Here is a 12,217-nt window from a genome sequence, read left to right on the forward strand (position 1 = left end):
TCGGGCCACAGCAGTGTTCTGTCTCGGATATGTCGTGGCGCACTTAGAGCGAACTGAGCACCGCGACCGGACACGGAGCGTTCCGAACGACGTACTCGACGCGATGGCCGAGAAACGCTCGCCGAGAGATCGGGCGTATGTTCGACGCCAGAACGATCACGTCGGCGTCGGTCCGGTCGGCGAGGTCGACGATCTCTGTTTCGGGAGTCTCCGAGAGCATCACCCTCGTCAGCACCGTTGCGCCGAGTTGCCTGCCGAATTTCGCCTCCCGATCAACGATCTGTTCGCCGATCCGAACCTGCTCCGAGAGGTCCGGGCGGGTGGCGAACCGATCGTTAAATTGGGGCTCGTCAACGACGTGAACGATCTCGACGAGCGCGTTTTCCGCTGCGGCGATGGTGAACGCTATCTCGGCGGCGTGGCGATTGGACATTGTCCCGACCGTCGGGAGGAGGATTCGGTCGATGGGGTCATCGATCCGGTCGGTCGACGAATCCGGATCGAACGGTGTGCTGACGACCATCTTCGGGCAGGTTGCCTCCTGGATGAGACGGTCGACCGTCACGCTAAACAGGGAGTCGTTGGAATGGTCATTGGCGACCGACTCGGCGAAGACGGCGAGATCGTAGCCTGCGTTCAACTCGTTGAGAATCGTCTCGGAGATGGTCTCTCGAGTCTCGCGAACGAACGTTCTCGACGGCTGATCCCGTTCGCGTAATCGGCGTTCGATCGGTTCGAAAAGGCGGTCAGCCTCGGCCGACGTGACGGCGGGAGCCTCCCCGGATCCGCGCTCCGCTCGTCCCAGTGCGAAGCGGCTGTTTCGGGGTCTCTCGAGGAGCCCGTTGTGCCTTCCGTTCGGGTCGTCGGGAGCGTCGCTCACGTACATTACGTCCAGGTCGATCTCGCGATTGCGAACGAGCGGATCGAGGAGGCGGGCAGCGTACTGGCTGTCCACACCGCCGCGGGTCGGCAACAGGATTCTAGTAAGATTGTTAACAAAGCTCTCCCGAAGGAACTCCTCGCGATCGATGCGCTCGCGCTCTTCCTCGCCGATCTCGATCTTGGGGATCGACCACCGCATGATCGCCGGTGCGATCAACGAGGTCGCGATGGCAATCGCGACGATGATGCTGTACATATCCGTCGTCAAGATGCCGGCACCGAGTCCGATAGTCGCGACGATGATTTCCATCGCTCCGCGAGCGTTCATGCCACCGCCGATTGTGATTCCCTCCCACCTCGAGAGGCCGGCCAGCCGGGACGCGCCCATGATCCCGGCGAACTTCCCGAAACATGCTATCCCGAAGACGACGAGTCCTACGGTGAACACCGTCACGTCGAACAGGGCAGCGACGTCCATTCGGAGCCCGGCGATCGCGAAGAACAGCGGCGCGAAGACGCCGAGCGTGATCACTTCGAGGATGTGCCGAAGATCGTAGGTGAAGCGCTTGACCTGACCGACCAGAACCCCGACGACGAACGCACCAAGTATCGCCTCGAGCCCCATGTACTGGGTGAGCGCGCCCGCTGCGAGCGCGAGCACCATCACCGTCGAGACCAGCGCAACGTCACTGCCGAGGACGTTCCCGACCCAGCGAACGAGTGCCGCGACGAACCGACGACCGATGGTAAACGAGAGTCCGAGAAAGACGATCACCGAGAAAATAGTCGTCGCGACCGATCCGATATCGACGATGCCGGTTCGAGCGAGTCCGGCGACGGTGGCCAACAGGATCCACCCGATCGTGTCGTCGATCATCCCCGCAGCGAGGATCAGTTGCCCGATGTCGCGACGGATGACATCGAGTTCAATGAGTACTTTCGCGATGACGGGGATCGCGGAGATGCTCATGGCCGTCCCGATGAAGAGGCTGAATACGAGCCGCTGGTCGGGCGAAGCGATGAACATGACGGGGAGCACCCATCCCAGCGCAAATCCGGTCGTAAAGGGCACGATGATCCCGCCGAGCGAAAGGATGGCCGCCGTTCGCCCCTTGCTGACGATGAGATCGACGTCCGTCTCGAGACCGGTGACGATCAACAACATGATGAGGCCGAGCCACGAGACGATCTCGAGCAGGTGGAACTGGTTTTCCGAGACCGCGAACAGCGACTCGTAGACACCTGGTGCGATGAGGCCGAGCACCGAGGGACCGAGTAGAACACCTGCGAGCAATTCGCCGACGACCGTCGGCTGGCCGATCCGACTGAACGCCTCGCCGACTGCCCGTGCGACGAAGAGCAACAGCGTGAGCTGGACGATGACGAGAAACAGTTCGTGGTGCCCAAGCGGTTCGATAATTGCCATCGGAAGACACTCAAATGGGTGTACCCTCGGATGGTCGTCTCCGTCGAACCGTGAGACTCCCAGGGACTTCGTTCCACGGTGCTTGACGGAGATGTGAAATTTATCGCCGCTGGACAGTCAACACACCGGACGTCCGACGCACCGATCGCGTGACGACGGGGCGGAGCGGCGACAATAGAGAGATTCGTCGGGCTGTGCGAGGTGCAACCGGAACGGAGAGACGTCTCCGAGATACCTGGAAATCACCGGGAAACAGCGTGATGCATGAGCGCCTGTGCGTCTTGATTTGTTCGCCGCGAGGCTCGTTGATGCCGTTACTCGCCGCGAAGCTCGTTCATGTGGTCGATTCGGCGCTGGATGAGAGCGGATTTACCGATGTCGTGGCGCACGCGCAGTCCCTCCTCGCCGGCGACCCCGAGCGCCTCCTCGGCGATTTCCTCGGCCTCACTGATTGAGTCGGCGACACCGACCAGCGCAAACGACCGCGAGGTAGTCGTGTAGATGCCGTCGTCGCGCTCGTCCACACTGGCGTAGTACAGTAAGGCGTCCCCAGCACTTTCCTCGTCGACCTGTACCTTCGCCCCGGCCTCGGGCTCTGTCGGGTAGCCGTCCGGTACGGCGTACTTGCAGACCGTCGCCTGGTCGGCGAAGCTGAGTTCGGGCAGGGCTTCGCCGTCGCGCGCAGCGATCAGGATCTCGAGGAAGTCGGTCTCGAGGACAGGGAGGGAGTTCATCGCCTCGGGGTCACCGAAGCGGGCGTTGAATTCGACGACGCGAGGGCCGGTAGTGGTCAGCATGAACTGGCCGTAGAGGATGCCCCGATAGTCGTCGAGGGCGTCAACGGTGGCTTCGATAATCGAGACGGCCTCCTCGTAGTCTGACTCGGTCATGAATGGCAGTTCGTCCGTTGCGTCGGAGTAGCTGCCCATGCCCCCCGTGTTCGGTCCCTCGTCGCCCTCGTAGGCGCGCTTGTGGTCCTGGACTGCGGGTGCGGTTCGGAACTCGCCGTTGGCGACGAACGCTTGGACGGTGAACTCCTCGCCGATCAGTCGTTCCTCGAGGACGATCCGGTCGTAGTCGGAGTCACGAATGTATTCCTTGCCCTCTTCCGCCGTTACCTGATCGCCGATGACCTTGACGCCTTTGCCGCCGGTCAGCCCGGCAGGCTTGATCGCGAGGTCGCCGTCGTAGTCGTCGATGAAATCGCAGGCCGCGTCCATGTCGTCGAACGTCTCGAAATCCGGACAGCCCGGAACGTCGTTCTCCTGCATGAAGCGGCGCTGAAATGCCTTGTCCGTCTCGATACGAGCGTCTTCTTCCTTCGGGCCGAAGGCGTAGATGCCCGTGGCCTCGAGTTCGTCCGCGACGCCGGCCTCGAGGGGCGCTTCCGGACCAATGACGGCGATCGTCGCGTCGATCTCTTCGGCGTACTCGACGACGGCCTTGGGGTTCGTCGTCTCGAGCGTCTCGAACCCGGCCGCGATGCGGGCGATACCGGGGTTTCGGTTGCCAGCACAAGCGTACAGGTCGGCCTCACTGTCCTCGAGCGCGCGGGCGATGGCGTGCTCGCGGCCGCCGCCCCCGATCAGCAGCACGTTCTCTCGCATGGTCGAAAGCGGAACGCACGAACCTGTAAGCGTTGCTCTTTCCTCGAGCGGAAATATGCATCTACGTGGGTATGACGCGAACTGGACGGAGACGAACACTCAACCATTGCTCTCCGTTCGTCGAAGTGACGTGCAACAGTGTCGAACGAATGAGGAATGTATTTGTCACGAGAGGAATACTGCAGGACATGAACCGCCGCCCGCTCCTCCAGACTCTCGCAACCGGTGGCGTACTTGCCTTGGCCGGCTGTATTGAATCGCTCCCGTTTGCCGGTGATAGTCCGGAAACGTCCGACGTGTTCGAGGACTACTGGTACGAAGAGACCGAACTCGCCGTTCGGTTCCGTGACGATGTCGACGTCAAGCAGGCTGTCCTGTTCAACTCTGACACAGATGTCGAGTACGAGACGATCGAGCGACCCGGAAACACGGTTCGGTTTTCCGTGGTTTTCCCGGATCGGCTAGAAACGTACCTCACTCACCGGCCGGCACTTCGCGTCAAAGCCGAGACGGCAAATGGGTGGGCCCGACAGTCGGTCTGGGAACCAGTCCACGGCGCCGTGAGAAGCGTCGAACCACTTGCAGACGGCCGCGCTCGGTTCGATATCGAGAATCAGACTCCTGCACCCATTCTCGCCAGGTTCGTCGCGATCTACGGTCACGTTCCGAATCCCACGATCGACCCGCAGCACGACTCGTTCGACCGCTCGTCGTTCGACCTCGGACCTGGCATCGTCGGGGTCGGCGCCAATCGCCCACTCTCACCCTCGAGAACGGATCTCGTCGTGCCCCCCGAGGAGACGAGACCGTTCGAGACACTATACGCACCGTTCGCGTATCGGGACGGCGCGGACGCGGAGGGCTGTCTCGGCGACGAACGAACCGGGACGACCGCGCTCGTTCACGGCTCTGGCCTGAACGCTTCCTACGGCTTCACGTACCGTCTGGAAGGCGAACCGACCGCTCCCAAGGGACGGGAGTCGGCAACCGTCTGTAGCGGCGTCGGTTCGGATGCAGAATAACGGCTACCAGTCGACTCGCTTAGCAGTTCGACGGCTGAGTGGTAATGTTTTAGTTGGGGACTTCGAATGACGCGATAATGCAACAGTACCTCGAGCTCGTCGACACGGTCCTCTCGACGGGGACTCACAAACCCAATCGGACCGGCGTCGACACCATTTCGTCGTTCAGCGAGCACTACGAGGTGGATCTACAGGAGGGGTATCCGCTGCTCACGACCAAGGATATGGACGGCTACCGCTGGAACTCGATGCTCCACGAAGTTTGCTGGTATCTCTCCGGCGAGGAACACATCCGCGATCTCCGCGAGGAAACCAAGATCTGGGACGCCTGGGCCGACGACGACGGGAAACTGGACACGGCGTATGGCCGCTTCTGGCGTCGGTTCCCAGTTCCGGATGGGGACGCGCGACTCGAGGGCGAGTCCTGGCCCGACGAGAGCCACCAGTGGGTCACTGAGGAAGCTGACGGCCGGCGGACGTTCGATCAGTTGCAGTACGTGATCGACACCCTCTCGGATTCACCGAACTCCCGGCGACTGGTGGTCAACGCGTGGCATCCCGCCAACGCGGCCGTCTCGACGCTGCCGCCCTGCCACTACTCGTTCGTCTTCAACGTGCAGGGCGACCGGCTGAACTGCCACCTCACGCAGCGGTCTGGCGACACCGCGCTCGGCATCCCGTTCAATATCGCGGCCTACGCGCTCCTGACGAAGGTCATCGCCCAGCAGACCGGCTTCGAACCGGGCACGTTCGCCCACACCGTCGTCGACACCCACGTCTACTGCGGCCGCGGTGACCGCGGTGACTGGTACGCCGACAACCTCGAGGCACTCCAGTCCCGACTGGCCAACGCTGACGAGCGCGCGGACTATCTGGATATCAAGGCGTGGCTCGAGTCCGAAGCGCCGGCCGAGGCCAACGGCGACGAGCGCCTCGATCACATCCCCGGCCTGCTCGAGCAACTGTCTCGAGAGCCCCTCGAGCGGCCGTCGCTCGAGGTTGCGGACGTCTCGATCGACGAGCTATCGTACGAGGACGTCGAACTCCGGGACTATGAGTCCCACGAGGGCCTCGAGTTTTCGGTGGCCGAATGAGCGAGGATCGGAACGCGCCGGGGGACGCGACGCCCGCGCTCGAGGCTGACCGCGAACTCGTCGGTATCGTCGCGGTCGCCGACAACGGCGTCATCGGGAAGGACGGCGACATGCCCTGGCACATCCCCGCGGATCTCCAGCACTTCAAGGAGACGACAATGGATCACCCGGTCATCATGGGCCGGGTGACCTACGAGGGAATCCTCGAGACCCTCGGCGAACCGCTGCCCGGGCGAACGACGGTCGTACTGACGAACCGGGACCTCGAGACGCCCGACGGCGCCGTGGTCGCACACGACCTCGAGACCGCACTCGAGAAGGCGTCAACGGCCGCACAGGAGCGCCACGGTGACGCCGATCGGATCTTCGTCGCGGGTGGGGCGACCGTCTACGAGCAGTTCCTGCCAGCACTCGATCGGTTGATCGTCACCGAAGTCCACGAGGAACCCGACGGCGATACCACCTTCCCCGACTGGGATCGCGAGGAGTGGCGCGAACTCGAGCGGGACGACCGCGACGGCTTTGCGTTCGTCGAGTATGTCAGCGCGGGATCGACGGTCGAGTAGCGCGGATTCGCGCTCCGCTACTCGTCGCGGACCGTTCCGCCTCTCGGTGCGCCCAGTCGGCCGTTCGAACCGCAGTCCGGTTCGGTGCCGATAGCTGCGGGTCGTTCAGTACCTGAATGGAGGTCGATTCGACGCCGCCAGTGGCTCCGGCCACCGCTGGCAAGGCGATCTGTCGACGACGGATTCCTCGATCGAGAGGCAGCCCCGCATTGCCATCGATTACCAGAGAGGGGGAGGGGTGATTGACAGCGATAAACGATAGAGTTCGCTACCGTTCGCAACGTATCACACTGTTTGTTCCGGGCGCCGCTCGATATGCCGTCGATTACCGTTTCAAAGATCGACTTTCCTCGGCCAGCAGACACCGCGTCGAGTTCCGGGATCGGAATCGGCAACTGTCGGATTCGCTAGAATCGCCCGCCTGAAGGGACGTTGATACGAAACACGACGTTCACAGGAAAACGTGGCCGAATTCCGTCGGTTGGCGTCGCCCGGGGAACGATTGCCACCACACGAGTTCGATTTTCGTCTCTCATACTGCTTGACTGTCGCAGAAATGCGCGTTCCGGTCGTGGTTCTCTCCAGCGCTATCACGTTCGGTCCGTTCGCCCGGAATGTGGCAATTATAGAGATCGGTCACGACGTGTTACCCATACCTATTCGTCGATCGATAGGTGCGGCGAAGTCGGACCAGATCGCGCCGGCCGATCGTTCACGACTACAGGTCTTTTACGACTTTTACGAATCAGTTCGATGTTCGTATTCGTCTTCTACTCCGATTCCGACGGAATAGAGGCCCGGATTCCGCCGATATACGAAGGTTGGTTGCCGCAGCCATTCTTCCACAGTACAAACGACATAATTCGGCCCTCCTTCTGGAGAACTATACTGCACCTGTTTCTGATACTACAGGGGCCGTGATAGGCCACCGCGAATCCGGTTTTTCGAGGACGAAACTGTCAGTACTCCTCTCTCCTCCAAACCAGCGAAACAGGTGTGATGAACCTCTTCAGAAGGCTACCACTCGAGGATACTCCCAGACTGATTAAATTAATTGATACGGAAAGAAACAGTCGATGGCGTTTATTCGATAACTCGGCAAATGTCTGTCCACCCCGTTTGGGGTGAGAGAGACAAATGAGCGAACAAGATACGACAGGCGACTCGAGACGGTCGTTCATGGCGAAAAGCGCGCTCGCGACGGGCGCAGTAGCGCTTGGAACGCTCGGGACAGGCACGGTCAGTGCACAGGCTGAAGAAGCAGCGGTCTTCGCGTCGGCCCTCCTTCCAGGGGTGGACTTCGACGTGATCGCCGAGCTCCCGACGAGCACGACAGTCGATCTGTTACAGGCGGAAGGGGAAACCTTGCAGACGATCTCCCAGCCCGACGAGTGGAACGGGCACATCATCCGATACGATATCGGACAGGATTCGGGATACACGACGTTCCTGTTCGTGCGCGGTGGGCGGCTGAGCACTGATGACAGCGGTTCGATCGGCGAAGAGGCGTCGGTGCTGGCCGAAGAACTGAACCTCATGAGCACGACAGTTAGCGGTAATGGCGGTAATGGTGATATTGTTGAAGACGACGAAGAAGATATTGTTGAAGACGACGAAGAAGACGGAGTGTCCGAAACCAACGTGACCGTGACCGAAGGCGGCAACGTAACCGAGAACGGAGGTGAATAACTATGGTTCAAGACGGAGGAGATGTCATCCTGTACACGTACCACTTCGAAGCCAACGAGAGTTTCGACGTCGTCTCAGAGCTTGAGGCGGACACGACGGTGAGAGCCCTCGTCACCGCCGATCTGGAGACCGTCCCTGAGATCTCTCAGCCGGACGAATACAACGGGTACATCATCCGATACCAGGTCGACGACGGGCCGCGGGGACCAACGGTCTTCCTGTTCACCCGCGACGAAACCCTTGAAACTGGTGATAGCGCGACGCTCGGCGAAGAGGCACAGATGTTCAGCTCTCAACTGAACCTCATCGAAACCACGTTAGACTAGGGCCGACCTCAATTTTTATCCACGGGTTTCGATGACTTTTCCACGGTTGACGATGGCCCGAACGCCACACCGGCGGCGACTCGAGAACGAGCGGGGGCGAGCGGAGTGGCGACCGTCAGCGAAAGCGCACACCGATACATGAACTCAAACCGAGAGCGGAGCGGCTCGAGCGAGCCGGACGTTCCAGTAACTGTTACGGCTGGTGATGAATCTGATAATACCGACACAGCAGGTCGAGATTCGTTCGAGGGGTGTCCGTCGGACGACGGAGACGGGTCGGAACAGTTGGTACTAGTGCCGATGAACGAGTATCGTCCGGGGATGACTGCCCGCGTCGTCGATCGGTTACCAGCGCCGATCGTCGTCGAACTCCTCGCGCTTCCGAACGGTGAAACCGTTCCGGTTCTGACTGAGCCCGACGAGTACACCGGCTACGTCGTCCGCTCCGAACCCAGTGGGACGCAGGTCTGGACGACGATGATCGTATTTACACGCGAATCGCTGGAGAGCGGTGTGTGCTACGCGTTCGAAGCCGGCGCGCAGGTGTTCAGTACACAGCTGTCCCTCTTGCGGACGACGGCCATTCGCATCGGCTCGGCCGGTTCGTCGTCCGAAACGACCGACGACGAGTAACACGGCGGCGATCGATCGGCCGAGTCGCGTTCCGGGAGCCCGTGTCTTTTACCGACCGCAGACGTAGGTTCCGACATGGATTCCTCGACCGCGCGCAATCGGCTCGACGAGGAGGAGAGCCCCTATCTGCGCCAGCACGCGGACAACCCCGTCAACTGGCAGCCCTGGGACGACCAGGCTCTCGAGGCCGCGAAAGAACGCGACGTGCCGATCTTCCTCTCGATCGGCTACTCGGCGTGTCACTGGTGTCACGTGATGGCGGACGAGAGCTTCGCCGACGAGGAGGTTGCCAACGTTCTGAACGAGAACTTCGTCCCGATCAAGGTCGACCGCGAGGAGCGCCCGGACGTCGACAGCATCTACATGACCGTCTGCCAGCTCGTTTCCGGGCAGGGCGGCTGGCCGCTGTCGGCGTGGCTCACCCCCGAGGGCAAGCCCTTCTTCATTGGGACGTACTTCCCGAAAGAGGGCCAGCGCGGCCAGCCCGGCTTTCGCGATCTCTGTGAACGCATCAGCGACTCCTGGGAGAGCGAGGAGGACCGCGCCGAGATGGAGAATCGGGCCGAGCAGTGGACCGACGCCGCGACGGATCAACTCGAGGAGACGCCGGATGGGGCGGGAGTCGAGGCCGGCGCTGCCGCGGAGCCGCCCTCGAGCGACGTACTGGAGACGGCCGCCGACGCAGTGCTCCGGAGCGCCGACCGCCAGCACGGCGGCTTCGGCTCGAGCGGACCGAAGTTCCCCCAGCCGTCGCGACTGCGCGTCCTCGCCCGGGCGTACGATCGAACCGGTCAGGAGGAGTACCGCGAGGTCTTCGCGGAGACGCTGGACGCGATGGCCGCGGGCGGGCTCTACGACCACGTTGGCGGCGGCTTCCACCGCTACTGCGTCGACCGGGACTGGACGGTCCCCCACTTCGAGAAGATGCTCTATGATAACGCCGAAATCCCGCGGGCGTTCCTCACGGGCTACCAGCTGACCGGCGAGGACCGCTACGCCGAGATCGTCGCGGACACGCTGACGTTCGTCGATCGGGAACTGACCCACGACGAGGGCGGCTTCTTCAGCACCCTCGACGCCCAGAGCGAGTCCCCCGCGACCGGCGAGCGCGAGGAGGGGGCGTTCTACGTCTGGACGCCCGAGGAAGTACACGACGTCCTCGAGGACGAGACCGACGCCGCCCTCTTCTGTGCGCGCTACGACATCACGGAGTCGGGTAACTTCGAGGGGCGGAACCAGCCGAATCGGGTGGCCAAGGTGTCGGAACTCGCCAGCCAGTTCGATCTCGCGGAGCACGAGATCCTGAAACGACTCGATTCGGCCCGAAAGCGGCTGTTCGAGGCCCGCGAGGAGCGACCGCGACCGAATCGGGACGAGAAGGTCCTCGCCGGCTGGAACGGGCTGATGATCTCGACCTACGCCGAGGCGGCGCTGACGCTCGGCGAGAACGACTACGCCGAGACCGCCGTCGATGCCCTCGAGTTCGTCCGCGACCGGCTCTGGGACGAAGACGACAAACGGCTCTCACGGCGCTACAAAGATGGGAACGTCAAGGTCGACGGCTATCTCGAGGACTACGCCTTCCTCGCGCGGGGCGCACTCGACTGCTACCAGGCTACCGGCGAGGTCGACCACCTCGCGTTCGCGCTCGAGCTGGCCCGCGTCATCGAGATCGAATTCTGGGATGCCGAGCGCGGCACGCTCTACTTCACGCCCGAGAGCGGCGAATCGCTGGTAACCCGACCGCAGGAACTAGGCGACCAGTCGACGCCCTCCGCGACCGGCGTGGCGGTCGAGACCCTGCTCGCGCTCGACGCATTCGCCGACGAGGACTTCGAGGGAATCGCCGCGACCGTCCTCGAGACCCACGCCAACACGCTCGAGGCGAGCGCGCTCGAGCACGCGACGCTCTGTCTTACCGCCGACCGGCTCGCGACCGGCGCGCTCGAGGTGACCATCGCAGCCGACGACCTGCCGACCCAGTGGCGCGACCGGTTCACCTCGCGGTATCTCCCCGATCGGCTCTTCGCGCTGCGACCGCCGACCGAGGAGGGACTCGAAGAGTGGCTCGAGACGCTCGGACTCGAGGACGCACCCGCAATCTGGGCGGGACGCGAAGCGCGCGACGAGGAACCGACGCTGTACGTCTGTCGCGATCGGACGTGTTCACCGCCGACCCACGACGTGGACGAGGCACTCGAGTGGTTGGGAGATAACGCCGATGCCCTCGATATGACTGAGACGACGCTGGACGAGTCAGAGAGTCCGTTTTAGCGCCCTCGCTCAGCCGTTGTTCGGTTCCGGACAGGACAGTTCACTATAGCAATTCGGAGACGCAATAGATACCACGCGTCGAGGCCGCAAATCGAGGGGTTACGCCAGTTTCGTCTCGATCTCTTCAGCGAGCCAGACCGCCGGCGGCACGTCCTCTTCCTCGACGAACCGGGTGATCTCCTCACCCGCGTCGTTCTCCACCACGATCGTCGGGATGTACTCGATGCCGTACTCCTCGACGCCCGGCCCTTCCTTGTCCTGATCGACGTTGACTTCCTCGATACGCTCGTCTGGGACCTCGGCTGCCTCGAGCGCTGCGCCGAAGTCGGGCAGGAGAGCGCGACAGTCCTTACACCAGTCGCCGGCCCAGATCTTGTACACTAGTTCGTCAGTGTGCGCTTCGAGCGCCTCGACCGACTCCTCGTAGGACGCCGCGTCCCACGTCGGGTTCGGCTGCATGGTCTCGAGACTCATACGCACGACTTGTCGGTCGGTGGGCTTAACCGCGATGTTTCCGGAACGGGGGTTCGCTCGAGAGTCGTCTGCCGTTTCTCGTAACTGATCAGCCAACCACCGCTGGGTGGGACTGAAAGGGGCTGACTCGGTCGACGAAGACGGACGACGGAAGCACTGACCGGAGTACACATCGCGAGCGGAGGGAGGCGCGCAACGAGTCCCTCGAGTCGACCAACTCAGGG

General features: G+C 62.4%; 10 protein-coding genes. 7 read left to right on the plus strand and 3 right to left on the minus strand.

Annotation, left to right across the window (positions count from 1 at the left end; all coding sequences use genetic code 11):
• Positions 1-43: 43 nt before the first annotated feature.
• Together K6I40_RS12280 and purD are read right to left on the minus strand one after the other, a co-directional pair.
• Positions 44-2,308 carry a cation:proton antiporter gene (locus K6I40_RS12280; protein WP_222919277.1) on the minus strand — a complete coding sequence of 755 codons (2,265 nt, stop codon included), beginning with the start codon at positions 2,306-2,308 and terminating at the stop codon, positions 44-46.
• Between the two features lie 314 nt (positions 2,309-2,622).
• A complete protein-coding gene (purD, locus tag K6I40_RS12285) occupies positions 2,623-3,915 on the minus strand; it encodes a phosphoribosylamine--glycine ligase (protein WP_222919279.1) in 1,293 nt (430 codons plus the stop codon).
• Positions 3,916-4,103: 188 nt separating this feature from the next.
• Between purD and K6I40_RS12290 the strand changes: the two genes are divergently transcribed.
• From K6I40_RS12290 to K6I40_RS12320, 7 genes are all read left to right on the plus strand, one after another.
• Positions 4,104-4,937, plus strand: coding sequence for a hypothetical protein (locus K6I40_RS12290; RefSeq protein ID WP_222919281.1), 834 nt, complete (start codon positions 4,104-4,106; stop codon positions 4,935-4,937).
• Positions 4,938-5,014: 77 nt separating this feature from the next.
• The gene (thyA, locus tag K6I40_RS12295) at positions 5,015-6,031 is read left to right on the plus strand and encodes a thymidylate synthase (protein ID WP_222919283.1); all 1,017 of its coding nucleotides are present in this window, start codon (positions 5,015-5,017) and stop codon (positions 6,029-6,031) included.
• Entirely contained in the window at positions 6,028-6,597 is a 570-nt protein-coding gene (locus tag K6I40_RS12300) for a dihydrofolate reductase (RefSeq protein WP_222919285.1), read from the plus strand. Before thyA ends, K6I40_RS12300 begins: the two co-directional genes overlap by 4 nt.
• Before the next feature lie 1,137 nt (positions 6,598-7,734).
• The gene (locus K6I40_RS12305; protein WP_255681994.1) at positions 7,735-8,286 is read left to right on the plus strand and encodes a twin-arginine translocation signal domain-containing protein; all 552 of its coding nucleotides are present in this window, start codon (positions 7,735-7,737) and stop codon (positions 8,284-8,286) included.
• Between the two features lie 2 nt (positions 8,287-8,288).
• Positions 8,289-8,612, plus strand: a complete 324-nt coding sequence (locus K6I40_RS12310; RefSeq protein ID WP_222919287.1) for a hypothetical protein — start codon at positions 8,289-8,291, stop codon at positions 8,610-8,612.
• A gap of 300 nt (positions 8,613-8,912) precedes the next feature.
• Complete coding sequence (locus K6I40_RS12315) at positions 8,913-9,245, plus strand: hypothetical protein (protein ID WP_222919288.1); 333 nt, start codon at positions 8,913-8,915, stop codon at positions 9,243-9,245.
• 75 nt (positions 9,246-9,320) lie between these two features.
• Positions 9,321-11,519, plus strand: coding sequence for a thioredoxin domain-containing protein (locus K6I40_RS12320; protein WP_222919290.1), 2,199 nt, complete (start codon positions 9,321-9,323; stop codon positions 11,517-11,519).
• A 99-nt stretch (positions 11,520-11,618) separates the two neighbouring features.
• On the opposite strand, the gene K6I40_RS12325 is transcribed toward K6I40_RS12320, so the two are convergent.
• On the minus strand, positions 11,619-11,993 hold the full coding sequence (locus K6I40_RS12325) for a thioredoxin family protein (protein ID WP_222919292.1): 375 nt from the start codon (positions 11,991-11,993) through the stop codon (positions 11,619-11,621).
• Positions 11,994-12,217: the final 224 nt, after the last annotated feature.

The organism is Natrinema sp. SYSU A 869 (assembly GCF_019879105.1).
In the GTDB taxonomy this organism is placed as follows: domain Archaea; phylum Halobacteriota; class Halobacteria; order Halobacteriales; family Natrialbaceae; genus Natrinema.

Coding starts and splice junctions, on each gene's coding strand:
- K6I40_RS12280 (WP_222919277.1), bottom strand. CDS start 2,308: ATGGCAATTATCGAACCGCTTGGGCACCACGAACTGTTTCTCGTCATC.
- purD (WP_222919279.1), bottom strand. CDS start 3,915: ATGCGAGAGAACGTGCTGCTGATCGGGGGCGGCGGCCGCGAGCACGCC.
- K6I40_RS12290 (WP_222919281.1), top strand. CDS start 4,104: ATGAACCGCCGCCCGCTCCTCCAGACTCTCGCAACCGGTGGCGTACTT.
- thyA (WP_222919283.1), top strand. CDS start 5,015: ATGCAACAGTACCTCGAGCTCGTCGACACGGTCCTCTCGACGGGGACT.
- K6I40_RS12300 (WP_222919285.1), top strand. CDS start 6,028: ATGAGCGAGGATCGGAACGCGCCGGGGGACGCGACGCCCGCGCTCGAG.
- K6I40_RS12305 (WP_255681994.1), top strand. CDS start 7,735: ATGAGCGAACAAGATACGACAGGCGACTCGAGACGGTCGTTCATGGCG.
- K6I40_RS12310 (WP_222919287.1), top strand. CDS start 8,289: ATGGTTCAAGACGGAGGAGATGTCATCCTGTACACGTACCACTTCGAA.
- K6I40_RS12315 (WP_222919288.1), top strand. CDS start 8,913: ATGAACGAGTATCGTCCGGGGATGACTGCCCGCGTCGTCGATCGGTTA.
- K6I40_RS12320 (WP_222919290.1), top strand. CDS start 9,321: ATGGATTCCTCGACCGCGCGCAATCGGCTCGACGAGGAGGAGAGCCCC.
- K6I40_RS12325 (WP_222919292.1), bottom strand. CDS start 11,993: ATGAGTCTCGAGACCATGCAGCCGAACCCGACGTGGGACGCGGCGTCC.